Origin of the sequence: Brevibacterium sp. HMSC22B09 (genome assembly GCF_001806795.1) — a bacterium.
Lineage (GTDB): Bacteria > Actinomycetota > Actinomycetes > Actinomycetales > Brevibacteriaceae > Brevibacterium > Brevibacterium ravenspurgense.
On sequence record NZ_KV785998.1, the window covers coordinates 64639 to 79378 of the forward strand.

14 protein-coding genes are annotated in these 14740 nt (G+C 63.2%); 11 read left to right on the plus strand and 3 right to left on the minus strand.

What is annotated here, in order from left to right; genetic code table 11:
* Window positions 1-31: 31 nt before the first annotated feature.
* On the minus strand, window positions 32-1048 hold the full coding sequence (locus HMPREF3087_RS01360; protein WP_070427783.1) for a D-alanyl-D-alanine carboxypeptidase family protein: 1017 nt from the start codon (window positions 1046-1048) through the stop codon (window positions 32-34).
* Window positions 1049-1443: 395 nt separating this feature from the next.
* On the opposite strand from HMPREF3087_RS01360, the gene rpsB reads away from it, so the two are divergent.
* Together rpsB and tsf are read left to right on the plus strand one after the other, a co-directional pair.
* Complete coding sequence (gene rpsB, locus HMPREF3087_RS01365; protein ID WP_061943801.1) at window positions 1444-2301, plus strand: 30S ribosomal protein S2; 858 nt, start codon at window positions 1444-1446, stop codon at window positions 2299-2301.
* 41 nt (window positions 2302-2342) lie between these two features.
* Window positions 2343-3170 carry a translation elongation factor Ts gene (gene tsf / locus HMPREF3087_RS01370; protein WP_019174839.1) on the plus strand — a complete coding sequence of 276 codons (828 nt, stop codon included), beginning with the start codon at window positions 2343-2345 and terminating at the stop codon, window positions 3168-3170.
* 183 nt (window positions 3171-3353) lie between these two features.
* On the opposite strand, the gene HMPREF3087_RS01375 is transcribed toward tsf, so the two are convergent.
* On the minus strand, window positions 3354-4370 hold the full coding sequence (locus HMPREF3087_RS01375) for a YeiH family protein (protein ID WP_070427784.1): 1017 nt from the start codon (window positions 4368-4370) through the stop codon (window positions 3354-3356).
* Between the two features lie 122 nt (window positions 4371-4492).
* Here HMPREF3087_RS01375 and pyrH point away from each other — a divergent pair, with 122 nt between their 5' ends.
* The 6 genes from pyrH to HMPREF3087_RS01405 all read left to right on the plus strand — a co-directional run bounded on the left by pyrH (window position 4493) and on the right by HMPREF3087_RS01405 (window position 9398).
* Window positions 4493-5236: a UMP kinase gene (gene pyrH / locus HMPREF3087_RS01380; RefSeq protein ID WP_061943809.1), complete on the plus strand. Its 744-nt coding sequence runs from the start codon at window positions 4493-4495 to the stop codon at window positions 5234-5236.
* Window positions 5237-5263: 27 nt separating this feature from the next.
* Window positions 5264-5821 carry a ribosome recycling factor gene (frr, locus tag HMPREF3087_RS01385; protein ID WP_019174842.1) on the plus strand — a complete coding sequence of 186 codons (558 nt, stop codon included), beginning with the start codon at window positions 5264-5266 and terminating at the stop codon, window positions 5819-5821.
* 1 nt (window position 5822) lies between these two features.
* Window positions 5823-6737 carry a phosphatidate cytidylyltransferase gene (locus tag HMPREF3087_RS01390; protein WP_070427785.1) on the plus strand — a complete coding sequence of 305 codons (915 nt, stop codon included), beginning with the start codon at window positions 5823-5825 and terminating at the stop codon, window positions 6735-6737.
* Window positions 6738-6802: 65 nt separating this feature from the next.
* Window positions 6803-8128 (plus strand): 23S rRNA (adenine(2503)-C(2))-methyltransferase RlmN, encoded by a 1326-nt coding sequence (gene rlmN, locus HMPREF3087_RS01395; protein WP_070427786.1) that lies wholly within the window; start codon window positions 6803-6805, stop codon window positions 8126-8128.
* Between the two features lie 51 nt (window positions 8129-8179).
* Complete coding sequence (locus HMPREF3087_RS01400) at window positions 8180-8737, plus strand: DivIVA domain-containing protein (protein WP_070427787.1); 558 nt, start codon at window positions 8180-8182, stop codon at window positions 8735-8737.
* Between the two features lie 10 nt (window positions 8738-8747).
* The gene (locus HMPREF3087_RS01405) at window positions 8748-9398 is read left to right on the plus strand and encodes a hypothetical protein (RefSeq protein WP_141738841.1); all 651 of its coding nucleotides are present in this window, start codon (window positions 8748-8750) and stop codon (window positions 9396-9398) included.
* Between the two features lie 127 nt (window positions 9399-9525).
* On the opposite strand, the gene HMPREF3087_RS01410 is transcribed toward HMPREF3087_RS01405, so the two are convergent.
* Window positions 9526-10722 (minus strand): acyl-CoA dehydrogenase family protein, encoded by a 1197-nt coding sequence (locus HMPREF3087_RS01410; RefSeq protein WP_019174847.1) that lies wholly within the window; start codon window positions 10720-10722, stop codon window positions 9526-9528.
* Between the two features lie 129 nt (window positions 10723-10851).
* Here HMPREF3087_RS01410 and dxr point away from each other — a divergent pair, with 129 nt between their 5' ends.
* From dxr to HMPREF3087_RS01425, 3 genes are all read left to right on the plus strand, one after another.
* Window positions 10852-12057 (plus strand): 1-deoxy-D-xylulose-5-phosphate reductoisomerase, encoded by a 1206-nt coding sequence (gene dxr / locus HMPREF3087_RS01415; RefSeq protein ID WP_070427789.1) that lies wholly within the window; start codon window positions 10852-10854, stop codon window positions 12055-12057.
* Entirely contained in the window at window positions 12054-13487 is a 1434-nt protein-coding gene (locus HMPREF3087_RS01420; protein WP_019174849.1) for a M50 family metallopeptidase, read from the plus strand. Before dxr ends, HMPREF3087_RS01420 begins: the two co-directional genes overlap by 4 nt.
* A 195-nt stretch (window positions 13488-13682) precedes the next feature.
* Window positions 13683-14687 carry a TAXI family TRAP transporter solute-binding subunit gene (locus HMPREF3087_RS01425; RefSeq protein WP_061943452.1) on the plus strand — a complete coding sequence of 335 codons (1005 nt, stop codon included), beginning with the start codon at window positions 13683-13685 and terminating at the stop codon, window positions 14685-14687.
* Window positions 14688-14740 lie beyond the last annotated feature (53 nt).

Here is a 14740-nt window from a genome sequence, read left to right on the forward strand (position 1 = left end):
TGAAGACCGCGCGGGGGCCAAACCGGGCACATTACTGTCCCGTATCTCGGTATTCCCAGTGCCACGGCTCAGGCAGAGAGCCCGATGGCTCTGCCCATGGCGGGTGCACCCAGCCGAAGCGGGCGGCGTTCGACTTCATCCACTGATGCTGCGGTGTGCCGAACCTGTTGATGCCAGAGCCCAGGTCCACGGCCAGCGCCCACCCGTGGTTTGAGCGTCCAGGAGTTGCTGCCCATTTGCCTTTGCGGCGTTTGAGTGCCACCTGCGTTTGGTAGTCGCGGTAGGAGTCGGTCACTGAGATCGGATGGCCAAACCTCTGGGCAAAAGCAGCTGACAGCGCATCAAATGATTTCGCAGCATCGCATCGCAGCCTGTGGCCTGGAGCCGATCGCAGCGGGCACAGGGCAACCGCCGGGATCTGTCCGTTGCTGTAGCCGCCCCATGCGCCAGCGCCTGACTTTGCAACAGAGCCTCCCTGTGCCGCGGCCGGCAAGCGGTCCGGTGCCTGCCCTTCGGGCAGCAGGATCGAGGCGTCGGAAACAAAGAAATCAGCCGGATTCAGATAGTCCTTAGCCCGGTCCAGCCTCCACACGCCGACGTGGACACAGCCCTCAGAACAGTGCGAAGCGTCCGCAACGGTGCCGATCACCTGCCCGGCAGCAACCTGATCGCCCTTGCGCACAGTGGCTGCAACGGGTTCGAACGACACCGCGTAGCCGCCTACTTCGAGACTGACAACTGGTTTTCCGGCGACCTTCCCGGCAAAGCGCACGGTGCCTGTGGCAGGGGAGCGGATCGGTTCGCTGACGGCGGCGGCGACATCGATCCCACGGTGGCCCGCCTTCCAGTTCTGTTCGGGTTTGTCGAAAGCGCGCACAATCTGCAGGCCCGGAACGGGAGTCAGCCAACGGTGCGCAGCTTCAGCACCGGCGTCGTCGGTGTTCTGGGCGTAGGCAGAAGCCGGCCCGCCCACCACGGTCAGCGCGGCAAAAACGGAAGCTATGACAACAGCAACAGCAGAAGATAGAGCAGAGGTGATGACTTTCATGCACTCAGTTCAGCCGGCCCCCTCACCTTGCCGCGAGGTCCGGAAAACACCTGTGGGAAAGCCCGGCGCAATCCCCAGCCGCGAGAACTGAAGTCGCCTCCACCCGGGAGTTCCACCTCGGCGGCCCTGGCCTGCGGCAGCCCCGTTTTGTCTGGGTTGAGCGACAGCGTAGAATGAAACCAGCAGAAGCGTGTCCGCTTCTGACTTCGCGCATCCGATTCAACCGATCTGCCGAAGGTGCGCGCTGTCCACAGCCAACGGACCCCAAGTGCGGTGGAAAGCGCGTCGACAGATCCACGGGTGCCAGGATCAACCGAAAACCGTTCCGCGGTGAAAGCCCACAGGCTCACCGCAGGAACCCTAGGCGCGCAAGCGCAGAGAAAGGAGACCTCGGCATGGCCGTCGTCACCGTTCGCCAGCTGCTCGAATCCGGCGTTCACTTTGGTCACCAGACCCGCCGCTGGAACCCGAAGATGAAGCGCTTCATCTTCACCGAGCGCAACGGCATCTACATCATCGACCTGCAGAAGTCGCTGGGCTACATCGACACCGCCTACGACTTCGTGAAGGAAACCGTCGCACACGGCGGTTCGATCCTCTTCGTCGGCACGAAGAAGCAGGCTCAGGAAGCAATCGCAGAACAGGCCACCCGCGTGGGTCAGCCCTACGTCAACCAGCGCTGGCTCGGCGGTATGCTCACCAACTTCCAGACGATCGCCGGTCGTCTGCGCCGCCTGAAGGAACTCGAAGAAATCGACTTCGAGGACGCAGCGGGCGAAGGTCGCACCAAGAAGGAACTGCTCATCCTGTCCCGCGAAAAGGACAAGCTCGAGCGCACCCTCGGCGGTATCCGCGACATGCAGCGCACCCCGTCGGCCGTGTGGGTTGTCGACACCAAGAAGGAACAGCTGGCCGTTGACGAAGCTCGCAAGCTCGGCATCCCGGTCATCGCTATCCTCGACACCAACTGCGACCCCGACGTTGTTGACTACCCGATCCCGGGCAACGACGACTCGATCCGCTCCGTCAAGCTGCTGACCCGCGTGGTTGCAGACGCAGTCGCCGAAGGCCTCATCAAGCGCCACGGCGGCAGCGAAGAGGGCGAAAAGAACGTTTCCGCCGTCGAACCGATGCCCGAATGGGAGCGCGAACTCCTCGAAGGCAAGTCCGAAGGCGCCGAAGACAAGGCCGAAGCTGACAAGGCTGACGCCGAAAAGGCCGAAGACAAGGCCGCTGACAAGCCCGAAGCCTGACCACACGTCCCTTCGACCCCGTATCTTCCAAAGGAGATTCCATGGCGAACTACACCACAGCTGACATCAAGGAGCTGCGCGAAAAGACCGGCGCAGGCATGATGGACGTCAAGAAGGCACTCGACGAAGCCGCTGGCGACAAGACCAAGGCCGTTGAGATCCTCCGCGTCAAGGGCCTGCAGGGCGCTGCCAAGCGCGAAGGCCGTTCCACCTCGGACGGCGTTGTTCTGGCACGCGTCGAAAACGGCGTCGGCACCATGATCGAGTTCAACTCGGAAACCGACTTCGTTGCCAAGTCCGACACCTTCAGCAAGCTCGCTGAAGAGGTCCTCGACCTGGCCGTTGCGAACAACGCCGACAACGCTGAAACCCTGCTGAACACCGAAATCGACGGCAAGCCGGTTTCGCAGATCATCACCGAAGGCGGAGCATCGCTCGGCGAAAAGGTTGACCTGCGCCGCGTGGGCCGCATCGAAGCTCCTTCGATCGCGCAGTACATGCACCGCACCAACAAGGACCTGCCCCCGCAGGTCGGCGTTCTCTTCGCCTACGAAGGCGGCGACGACCAGGTTGCACACGATGTCGCAGTGCACATCGCAGCCATGTCGCCCAAGTTCTTCTCGCGCGAAGACGTTCCCGCTGAGGTCGTCGAAAAGGAGCGCGAAGTCGCCCTTGAGACCGCTAAGAACGAAGGCAAGCCGGAGCGCGCCATCCCGAACATCGTGGAAGGCCGCGTCAACGCATTCTTCAAGGACAACTGCCTGCTGGACCAGGGCTTCGCCAAGGAGCCCAAGACCCCGGTTTCGGCTGTTCTGAAGGAAGCCGGCATCGACGCGAAGGGCTTCCTGCGCTTCCGCGTGGGCGTCTGATCGTCTGAACTGCTGAAATGCCCCCTCGGCTCACTGCCGAGGGGGCATTTCTGTGTCTGGGTTTCTTCCGCTGAGCTGTTTGGGCGGGCTGGGCCGAGCTGTTTGGGCGGGGCTGGTCGGCAGGTGCGGGAAAGCTCACGAGGCGCCGCTCGGCTGCCCCTGTTCCTGCCGGGAGAGTGCGGCTCAGGCGACGAGCAGCGCCCCGCCCAGTGCTGTTGCAGCAACGCCGACGGTTACGAGGGCAGCAAGAATGAGCGGTCGCACACCCATGCCGATGAGCGACCGGAAGTGCACGCCGAGACCCAGCCCGAACATCGCAGCGGTCAAGAAGATCTTCTGCACCCAGTCTGCTCCCGTGAGGAACCAAGCCGGCAGGGGCAGGAACGTAGTCGCGACAGCTGCCGCGATGAACAGCGCAACCCACAGCGGCACAAGGGGCACACGAGCCGAAGATTCCTCACCTTCTGCTGCTCCGCCTCGTGCCATCCAGCGGCCTAGGAAGAACACGACCGGGGCGAGCATGAGCACCCGGGCGAGTTTGACGATGACAGCCGGCTCCAAAGCCGCGGAGCCCAGGATCCCGCCGATGGCGGCAACCTGCGCGACCTCGTGCACACCCGCACCCGTCCAAATGCCCGCGGTGCGCGGATCGAGGTGCCACAGACCGGCAAGCGGGGGCACCACACCGATCATGATGGTGCCGAACAGCACCACGAGAGCAACCGCGGCAGCAGTGTCCTCTTTGCGGGAACGCAGAGTGCTCTGCGCCCCGGCAACAGCAGCGGCGCCGCAGATGGAAAAACCGCAGCCGATCAGCATCGAAAGATCACGGCCCACTCCCAGCAGGCGGCCAAGGCCCACGCTGAGGAAGAAGCCTCCCGCCACAAGAACCACGACGAGCACAATCACGAGCGGACCCATCGCAGCAATATCCGTCAAAGACAGCTGAAAACCCAAGGCGATGATCGCAGCACGCAGCAGCGGTTTCGACGCAAAGGCAACACCGGGATCAAAGCGTGCAGGAAGCTTGGGCAGCAGATTGCGCACAAGCATCCCCAGCACAATGGCCATGAGAACAGAGCCGGTATGGGGAACAAGGGCCGCAAGACCAAAGGCCGCCGCAGCGGCAGCACCGCACAGCAGCAGGCCCGGCAGCAGGTTCAGCAGTGCGGACGGGAGGGAGCGGGCGGACGTATTCACCCCTCTACTATGCTCCTGGTCGATGTGGGTGCTGAAGCCGCCCCCGCCGCACACGGCGGAATACAGAAACAGCAGGCCCGGATGGGTAGACTGGGAACGATCCAACCGAAGGAAGGAAGCAGATGCCGCACACCGTGAGCGAGAGTCCGAAACCCGAAGCCACACACCGGCGCAGGGTACTCCTCAAACTCTCCGGCGAAGTGTTCGGCGGCGGCTCGGTCGGCGTGAACCCCGATGTCGTCGCATCTGTCGCTCGTGAAATCGCCCCCACTGTCGGCGAAGTCGAAATGTCGATCGTCGTCGGCGGCGGCAACTTCTTCCGCGGGGCTGAACTGCAGAACCGCGGTATGGACCGCACCCGTGCTGACTACATGGGCATGCTCGGCACCGTCATGAACTGCCTTGCACTGCAGGACTTTCTCGAACAGCTCGACGTCGACACGCGCGTGCAGACCGCGATCCCCATGCCGCAGGTGGCCGAAAGCTACATTCCGCGCCGCGCCATGCGCCACATGCAGAAAGACCGCGTGGTCATCTTCGGTGCAGGTGCAGGCCTGCCGTTCTTCTCAACCGACACCGTCGCCGCCCAGCGCGCACTCGAAATCCACGCTGACGAAGTCCTCGTGGCAAAGAACGGCGTCGACGGCGTCTACACGGCAGACCCCAAAACCGATCCGACCGCAAAGAAGCTCGACAGCATCTCCTACCAGGACGCTCTGCAGCGCGGGCTCAAAGTCGTCGACGCGACCGCTTTCAGCCTGTGTATGGACAACAACGTCGCAATGCGCGTCTTCGGTATGGAAGGCGAAGGAAACCTGCGCTCGGCCATCATGGGCGAGAACATCGGCACCGTGCTCTCTGCCTGAGAGCCAGCACTATTCATAGGAGACACAATGATCGATTCTGAGCTTAAGGACGCACGCGGCCGCATGGACGGTGCCGTCGAGGCCACCCAGGAGAACTTCGGATCGGTGCGCACCGGTCGCGCCAACCCGCAGCTCTTCGCCAACATCATGGTCGAGTACTACGGAGTGCCCACCCCGCTGCAGCAGCTGGCCTCCTTCCAGGTTCCCGAAGCGCGCACCCTCCTGATTTCGCCGTTCGACCAGTCGGCCCTCGGCAACATCGAAACCGCGCTGCGCAACTCCGACATCGGTGCCAACCCCGCCAACGACGGCAACGTCATCCGCGTGGTTCTGCCGGAGCTGACCGAAGAGCGTCGCCGTGACTACGTCAAGATCGTCCGCGGCTACGCGGAAGACGGCAAGGTCTCCATCCGCAATGTCCGCCGCCGCACCAAGGACACCCTCGAGAAGTTCCAGAAAGACGGCGACCTCGGTGAAGACGAAGTCCGCGCGGGTCTTGCGGAACTCGACGAGCTGACGAAGAAGAAGACCGACGAAATCGACACGCTTCTCGCAGCAAAAGAAAAAGACCTGATGGAAGTCTGAATTGACTGCTCAATCACCTTCGACTTCCTCGGGCGACAGCGCAGCAGAGCAAGCGCCGTCGCCTGAGGAAGTCACCCCTCCGGCGGAAAAGGACTACGGACGGGCCGGGCGCAACCTGCCGGCCGCAATCGGGGTCGGCGTTGGAATCGGCGGGGCCGTACTGGCCAGCATTCTCATCTACCCTCCGGCCTTCCTCGTTGTCGCAATCATCGGCGTTCTCGCCGCCACCTGGGAACTGTCCACCGCGCTGTCACGGTCCGGAGCGGACGTCTACCGACCGCTGACCATGATGGCTGCGGCAGGGCTCGTGCTGTCGAGCTGGTTCGGCGGACGCGAAGCCGTGTGGGTGGCGTTCACCCTGTCAGCGGGCATCATCATGCTCGTGTCGCTGATGACCGGGCGGCCCAACCCGGTGAAAGAAGTATCGCTGTCGCTGTTCGCCCTGACCTACGTCGGTCTCATGGCGGCGTTCATCATCCACATCCTGCACCAGCCGCAGGGCGATCTTCTGCTCATCACGTTCTTGGCACTTGCCGTGTCCTCTGACACCGGCGGGTACGTGGTCGGAGTCCTGTGGGGCAAGCACCCCATCGCCCCGAGAATCTCACCGAAGAAATCCTGGGAGGGCTACGCCGGTTCGACCGTCTTCGCCGTGACCGTCGGAATCTGCATGGCCGTCTTCGCCTTCAACGTGCCGTGGTGGGAAGGCGCCGTGCTCGGCCTGGTGATTCCGGCCTTCGCCACACTCGGCGACTTTTCGGAATCCATGATCAAACGCGACCTCGACCTCAAAGACATGGGCAACCTGCTGCCCGGCCACGGCGGTGTCATGGACCGACTCGACTCGATTCTGCCCAGCGCACCCGTCGTGCTCGTGCTCTACACGATCCTGCCGGGATTCATCACCACCGCCTGACACACAGGGCCTTTACACGCTCCCCGTGGTCCCAGCCCGGGGAGCTTTGGAATAATAGGGGAGTCATGAGCACTACGCGTCGCAAACAGGTCCGCCCCGTCGTCGAACACGAAGACGGCACAACATCCAAGACGCCCACCCGCGATGGCCGCCCGCTGCTGAACTTCCGCGCACCGCGCGTCACCCAGCCGCCACGGCACTTCGCAGACATGTCGATGGAAGAACGGCAGGAAGCCGTCCGCGAACTCGGACTGCCCGCATTCCGCGCCAAACAGCTGTCCAACCACTACTTCCAGCGCAACATCACCGACCCCGCGCTCATGACGGACATCCCCGCTGACAAGCGCGATGCCCTTGCCGAAGCCTTCTTCCCACCGCTGCTGACAGAAGTCCACCGGCTGAAGACCAAAAACGGCGACACCATCAAATTCCTGTGGCGACTTTTCGACGGGGCCCTCGTCGAATCCGTCCTCATGCGCTACCGCAACCGCATCACACTGTGCGTGTCATCCCAGTGCGGCTGCGGTATGAACTGCCCGTTCTGCGCCACCGGCCAGCAGGGGCTCACCCGCAACATGTCGACAGCCGAAATCGTCGAACAGGTCGTCCGAGCCAACCAGGTCATTGCGGCAGGAGAACTCGCCCCGACCGCGGAGCCGGACATCAACATGCTCGGCGAACAGGCAGCCGCGGTCGGCGACGAATCCGGTGAATCCGACGCGGGTGCTGAAGCTGGGAACGACAGGACTGGCGCGAAGCCTTCCGGCACCCAAACACCCGCCGGCGAAGAGCGCGTCACAAACATCGTGTTCATGGGCATGGGCGAACCCCTGGCCAACTACAAGCGGGTCATGAACGCCATCCGTCGCTTCACCGACGCGGCCCCGCACGGACTGGGAATGTCGCCGCGCCGCATCACAGTGTCAACCGTGGGCCTCGTGCCGGGCATCCGCAAACTCATGAACGAAGACATTCCAGTCACGTTTGCCCTCAGCCTGCACGCGCCGGATGACGGGCTGCGCAACGAAATGATTCCAGTCAACACCCGCTGGAACGCCGACGAGGCGATTGACGCAGCCTACGACTACTACCGCACCACGGGCCGCCGAGTGTCGATCGAATACGCGCTCATCAAGGACATGAACGACCACGCGTGGCGCGCGGACCTGCTGGCCAAGAAGCTCAACGCCCGGGGCAGGGGATGGGTGCACGTCAACCCGATTCCCCTCAACCCCACTCCGGGATCAGTGTGGACCGCATCAGAACCCAAGGTGGCACAGGAATTTGTGGACCGCCTGGTTGCAGCGGGAGTTCCCACCACCATTCGCGATACCCGCGGACAGGACATCGACGGCGCCTGCGGTCAGCTGGCCGCAACCGGCGAGGACTGACCGGCACCGAACACCACAAGCAACAGCACGCATCAGCTAAGAGGAGGCCACATGGAGGACAACTTCCCCAGAATGTCGGGGTGGAAGTCCGGCTATGACCCCGGACAGGTCGACAGCTTCTTCAAGCGCGCCCGCGAATCCTATGAGCGCGAACACCCCCGCCCGGGTGACCTCGACGCGCGCGCTGTGCGCACCGTCGGCTTTGACCTGGTGCGTCGCGGCTATCACGTCGGAGTCGTAGACGCTGCCCTTGACCGTCTGGAAGACGCCTTCGCGAAGGCCTCCCGCGAACGGCTGATCGCCGAACAGGGCGAAAAGGCGTGGATGGACAGGCTGTCGTCTGCCGCCGGATCCCTGCAGGCCCGTTTGGAGCGCCCCCACGGTGAGCGCTTCGCGCACGCTGCCAGCCGCACCATCGGCTACGACATCGCCGAAGTCGATGAACTGTGCGACAAGATCAGCGGTTACTTCACACAGGGCCGCGCTATGAGCGTTGATGAGGTCCGCCGCGTTCTGTTCCGCACTCGCCGCGGTGAGCGTGCCTATGATGAAGACGAAGTCGATGCGTTCATTGACCGCGTCGTTGAAGTCATGGCCTCCGTCGACTGAAGGGATGCCCGTGAACACCGATCTGCACTGGTTCCGCAAGCCTGAGACCAACGGGCCGAAGGACAAGGGCACGTTCAACCCGGTCTTCGAACTGCTCGACCACCCCATCGTCATGGGCCGCGGTGCAGACGAGTTCGCGTCCGGCCAGATCGAACTGAGCTTTGAAGATGCTCTTGATCGGGCGGCTAAGTTCGCCGGGATTCTGCGCGCTGTGGCTGAACCGGCTCCGCAGATGCTCATTCTGGAAGACGGGCTGAAACCCGCCACTCTGCTGTTGGCGGTTCTTGGTGCGATGCGGGTGGGCACATGCGCTGTCATCGGCGCCAAGGGACTCACCCCGCAGCAGAAAGCCAACGCACCGATCCTGCGACCGGCTGCAGCTGAGGCTTCCTCTGAACAGCCGCAGCCAGTGGGCGAAACCAAAGCGCGCGCCGGAATGCACACGAGCACCCGCACCATCGACACCCACTTTGAAGGTGCCGAACTCCTGGCCGACGGACCGGACAGCTCACCGAAACCGGTCGACATGCTCATGAAGCAGGCCGCGTTCAAGCACGCGGCAGCTGAACCTCTGGGACCGGGGCGTACGCTCATGCGCCTTGACGGCATCGAAGTCACCGCACTGGAAAGCCTCGAAGCGGTCCACACTCTGCTGCGCTGAGCCAGCACACACCCGAGCCCGCAGCTACACCCGAGCCTGCAGCCCGCAAAAACCCTGACAAACACGAAAGGCCCCGCTCCACCTCGGAAGCGGGGCCTTTCTGTGCCTTCAGTGCGTCAGGTGAGCATCAGGCGAAGGCGTTGATGCCGGTGAGCGCACGGCCCAGCGTGAGCTGGTGAACTTCGTGTGTGCCCTCGTAGGTCAGCACGGTTTCGAGGTTGATGGCGTGGCGCAGCGGCGAGTATTCGCTGGTGATGCCGGAACCGCCGAACAGGGCGCGCAGGTCGCGGGCGATGTTCATAGCGGTGTCGACGTTGTTCATCTTGCCCAGCGAAATCTGCTCGGGGCGCACGCCGTCCTTGGAGTCCTTGAGGTCACCCAGGTGCGAAGCCAGCAGAGTGATGTTCGAGTACTGGCCGAAGGCCTTCGCGAGCTTCTGCTGGGAAATCTGGAACGCGGCCAGCGGCTTGTCGAACTGGATGCGGCTGCCGGTGTACATGAGAGCCTGCTCCAGCGAGTCGCGAGCAGCACCGGTGACACCCCAGACGATTCCGTAGCGGGCTTCCGACAGGCAGGACAGGGGTCCCTTGAGGCCCTCTGCCTTCGGCATGACGGCCGAACCGGGCAGGCGGACGTTGTCCAGGACGATTTCGCCGGTGATGGATGCCCGCAGCGACAGCTTGCGCTGGACGGTGGGGGTTTCCACGCCGGGGGTGTCGGTGGGAACGACGAAGCCGCGGATCATGGGGCGGCCCTTGGCATCGGTCTCTTCGGTCTTGGCCCATACGACTGCGACGTCGGCAACGGGGGAGTTGGTGATCCACATCTTGGCGCCGTTGAGGATCCAGTCGTCACCGTCGCGCTTGGCGGTGGTGCGCATGTTCGACGGGTCCGAGCCGACGTCCGGTTCCGTCAGGCCGAAGCAGCCGATGGCCTTGCCTTCGCCCATGCGGGGCAGCCATTCTTCCTTCTGCTCTTCCGAACCCCAGTGGTGGATGGCGAACATGGCCAGCGAACCCTGCACCGAAACGAGGGAGCGCAGGCCGGAGTCGACGGCTTCGAGTTCACGGCAGGCGATGCCGTACATGCGGGCAGAAGCGCCGGGCAGCGTGTAGCCGTCCAGGTGCATGCCGAGCAGGCCGAGTTCGCCGAGGCCTTCAGCGAGTTCGCGTGCCGGGATGGTGCCTTCGAGGTACCAGTCGCCGATCTTTTCGCGTACGTTTTCATCCAGCCAGCTGCGGACGATGCCGGCCCATTCGCGCTCTTCCTTCGAGAAGAGGTGATCGAGTCCGAGGATTTCGTCCGGGTGCGAGGTCTTGGCCATTTCACTCCTTTTTCAGAGGGCTCAGTGAGGACTTCCAAAAAGAGTATAGCCGAGATATGTATTTTGTGTGACCAATGTCCCTTTAGGCCTTCTGAGCGCAGATTCAGCCTTATCTGCCAAGATGGCCGGGTGCTTCACATCTCAGTTCTCGGTTCGACCGGTTCCGTTGGAACCCAGACCCTCGACGTGGTCAGCTCCCACCCGGACCGCTTTCAGATTGTCGGTCTCGTCTGCCACACGAACATTGCGGATGCCGCCGAACAGGCGGTCCGCTTTCGCGCCCGCGCCCTGGGCGCCGTCGGCGCATCATCACCTGACGAGGTGGAGCGGGCTGTTGCTTCTGCCGCCGCTGCCGCTGGGGTCGAGAACCCCGTCGAGCAGGTTTTCGTCGGACCGCGTGCGGCTGACGAGGTTGCACGCCTTGAAGCTGACACTGTTCTCAACGCCATTACGGGGGCTGCGGGGCTGACTGCCACTCTTGCCGCCCTGGAGAGCGGCACGGATGTGGCACTGGCAAACAAAGAGTCGCTCATCATCGGTGGCGATGTCGTGATGGAAGCCGCGGCCGGTACGGGAGCCCGCCTGCTTCCGGTCGACTCTGAACATTCGGCCGTGTGGCAGGCTCTGCGTTCCGGCCGCCGCGAGGAAGTCAGCCGGCTGGTGATCACGGCAAGCGGCGGTCCTTTCCGCGGTATGACGCAGTCTGATCTTGAAGCCGTTACGCCCGCCCAGGCGCTCAAGCACCCCACGTGGGACATGGGGAAGGTCATCACCACGAACTCGGCAACCCTTGTCAACAAGGGTCTCGAGGTCATTGAGGCGCACCTGCTCTTCGATATTCCCTACGACCAGATCAGCGTCGTGGTGCACCCGCAGTCGCAGGTCCACTCGATGGTCGAATACGCCGACGGGTCGACAATTGCACAGGTCAGTCCACCGGATATGAAGCTGCCGATCGCCTACGCCCTGGGCTATGAGGAGCGGCTGTCGAACATCACGACACCCAACCGCTGGGACGAGCCGACCCAGTGGACTTTTGAACCTGTCGACCACGAGGCGTTTCCCGCCTTGCGCTTGGCGGTGCGGGCCGGTCGCCTGGGAGGAACAGCACCCGCTGTCTACAACGCGGCGAACGAAGTTCTGGTGGATGCTTTTCACGCCGGACAGATCTCCTTTCCCGGCATCAGCCGGGGAATCAGCGCCGCACTCGATGCCCACGCTCCACAGGATGGAAAGCTCACGGCGGAACTCTTCTTGGCTGCTGACCGCGAAGCCCGGGAGTTTGCGAAGCGCTGGGTGGCAGAACAGGCATCAGGCGGGGGAGACCGGGCATGACGGCCCTGCTGTACACCCTCGGAATCGTCTTCATGCTCGCGGTTGTCGGGCTTTCCATCGGGCTGCACGAACTTGGTCACCTGATTCCCGCCAAGCGCTTCGGGGTGAAGGTCACCCACTACATGATCGGGTTCGGGCCGACCCTGTTCTCCTTTAAGCGCGGCGAAACACGCTACGGCGTCAAACTGCTGCCGCTGGGCGGCTTCATCGCCATGCCGGGCATGTACCCGCCGAAGTCAGCGGTCCACGCTCGCGCCGAAGACCTTCACGGAGTCGAATCAGCCCACGACATCGTTGAGGCCGACGCCAAGCGGCGGGCCGTCGAGGGCGAAGATCCGCGGGAACAGGCCGGGCGCAAACGCCTGTTCGCACAGAGCATGGAGGATGCCCGCGAATTCTCCAATCAGGGCATTGGGCCGGGTGAAGAGGGGCGCACCTTCTACGCCCTGTCGGTTCCCAAGCGCCTGGCCGTCATGTTCGGCGGACCGGCGGTCAACCTCGTCCTCGGCATCGTCTTCTTAGGGCTCGTGCTGATGGGCATCGGCGTTCCGGGCCTGTCCACGCAGCTGTCCGGTGTTGTCGAATGTGCCGTTGACGCCGAAACCGCGCAGAAGCGCGGACCGAACGCCGAATGCCAGCCGGGTGATACTCCCGCACCGGCCAAGGCCGCGGGACTCAAACCGGGCGACACCATCACTGCTGTTGACGACACACCGGTCGACACGTGGGAACAGGTGCAGGAGCTCATTGCGGCCAGTGCGGGCAGAACCGTCACCGTGGCCTATGAGCGGGACGGCTCTGAACACTTGGTGCGCGTGCCCATCATCGAAACCACGCGAGCGGTCTATGACGACGAAGGCAAGCAGAAATTCACTGCTGACGGCAAGCCCGAAACCACCACCGTCGGCTTCCTTGGGGTCTCCCCGCAGAAGAAGCACTATCCGCTGTCGCCATCGGAGTTTCCCGCTGAGGCCGGAAAAGCCATCGGACAGACCTTTAAGGCACTGGCGACCCTGCCGGTGAAACTCGTCGACATCGGGAAGGTTGCCGTCGGGGGAGCAGAGCGCGACCCCAACGGCCCGATGGGCATGGTCGGTGTGGGGCGCGTTGCCGGCGAAATCGTTTCTGCCGAAGCTTTCGAAGTCGTCGACAAAGTGCAGCTCGGCCTGAGCCTGGCGGCCTCGCTCAACCTGTTCCTCTTTGCGTTCAACATGGTTCCGCTGCTTCCCCTGGACGGCGGCCACATAGCGGTCGCCCTCTATGAAGGGGCACGTCGCAGAATCAACCTCTCTCGCAGAAGAGGGCTCATCGGCCCCTTCGACACCGCAAAGCTGCTGCCGCTGACATACGGGGTCGTCGGCGTCCTCCTGTGTATGACGGTCCTGCTCGTTTACGTCGACATCGTCAAACCCGTGCGGCTCTTCGGCTGAGGCAGACTGCCTCGGCGGGGATTCCTTCAGTCTGAGCAAGGCCTCCTCGCCGTACCCGGTCCCCGATGTATTTCTGAGCGCTGACTGTGCACTGTCTGGCAGTGCGCACAGAGGATGCGCTATCCTGCTCACAGCAATTTGGAAATATGACCTGCCGCACGTTTTGCCGTCGGCAGGCCTCAGACAAGGAGCCCCATGAAGAAGAGCGTTCTTCTCAAGATCGCGGCCGCCGCAAGCGCAGCCGCCCTCGTCCTCACCGGATGTGAGCGCGGCGGAGCCGAAGGCGGTTCGGCAGCACCCGAAGAGAACTTCACCAAGGACCTGACCTTCGCCACCGGTGGCACCGCGGGTGTCTACTACCCGCTGGGCAACGAGTACGCCCGCATCCTGCAGGACACCGACGCTGACCTGAAGGTCAACGCCGTTGAAACCGATGGCTCCGTTGACAACCTCGGCCGCATCGCCAAGGGCGATGCTCAGCTGGGCTTCACCCAGTCGAACACCGCCAACGACGCAGTGCGCGGCTCCGGTGACTTCGAAGAGGTCGGCAAGCTCAACAACGTCGGCTGGATGGGTCAGCTGTACCCGGAAGCAGCCCAGATCATCACGCTTGAGAAGAGCGGCTTCAACTCGGTTGAAGACCTCAAGGGCAAGAAGATCGCCGTCGGCGCTCCCGGTTCGGGCACGGCAGCTGTCGCCAAGCTGATCCTCGACGCCTACGGCTTCAAGGAGGGCGACTACGAGCCCTACGAAGAGAGCTTCGCTGACGCCCGCTCCAAGGTGCAGGACGGCAACATCGACGCCTCGATCGAAATCCTCGGCGTCCCGGCCGCCTCGCTTTCGGAACTGGCCGCTAATGCAGACGTCAAGCTGCTGCCGATCGACAAGGACAAGGCCGAAAAGATCGCAGCTGAAACGGAATACGAAGCCTACGAAATCCCCGGCGGTTCCTACGACTTCGCCAAGGACCCGGTGCAGACCGTGACCGTGTTCGCCTCAATCGTCGGCTCGACCAATCAGATCAGCGAAGAAGACGGCTACGCGATCACCAAGGCGCTGTACGAAGACGCAGGCAAGATCTCACTGGCACAGGGCAAGCTCATCAAGGCCGAAGACGCTCTGCTCGGCCGCGGCGACGTTCCGCTCCACCCGGGTGCTAAGAAGTACTTCGAAGAAAAGGGCATTGAAGATCAGAACTGATCCTCAAACCCTCGGCTGACAACCGCGGCGACGGCGCATTGAGCGCCGTCGCC

Coding starts and splice junctions, on each gene's coding strand:
- HMPREF3087_RS01425 (WP_061943452.1), top strand. CDS start 13,683: ATGAAGAAGAGCGTTCTTCTCAAGATCGCGGCCGCCGCAAGCGCAGCC.
- tsf (WP_019174839.1), top strand. CDS start 2,343: ATGGCGAACTACACCACAGCTGACATCAAGGAGCTGCGCGAAAAGACC.
- rlmN (WP_070427786.1), top strand. CDS start 6,803: ATGAGCACTACGCGTCGCAAACAGGTCCGCCCCGTCGTCGAACACGAA.
- HMPREF3087_RS01420 (WP_019174849.1), top strand. CDS start 12,054: ATGACGGCCCTGCTGTACACCCTCGGAATCGTCTTCATGCTCGCGGTT.
- HMPREF3087_RS01360 (WP_070427783.1), bottom strand. CDS start 1,048: ATGAAAGTCATCACCTCTGCTCTATCTTCTGCTGTTGCTGTTGTCATA.
- frr (WP_019174842.1), top strand. CDS start 5,264: ATGATCGATTCTGAGCTTAAGGACGCACGCGGCCGCATGGACGGTGCC.
- HMPREF3087_RS01400 (WP_070427787.1), top strand. CDS start 8,180: ATGGAGGACAACTTCCCCAGAATGTCGGGGTGGAAGTCCGGCTATGAC.
- rpsB (WP_061943801.1), top strand. CDS start 1,444: ATGGCCGTCGTCACCGTTCGCCAGCTGCTCGAATCCGGCGTTCACTTT.
- pyrH (WP_061943809.1), top strand. CDS start 4,493: ATGCCGCACACCGTGAGCGAGAGTCCGAAACCCGAAGCCACACACCGG.
- HMPREF3087_RS01410 (WP_019174847.1), bottom strand. CDS start 10,722: ATGGCCAAGACCTCGCACCCGGACGAAATCCTCGGACTCGATCACCTC.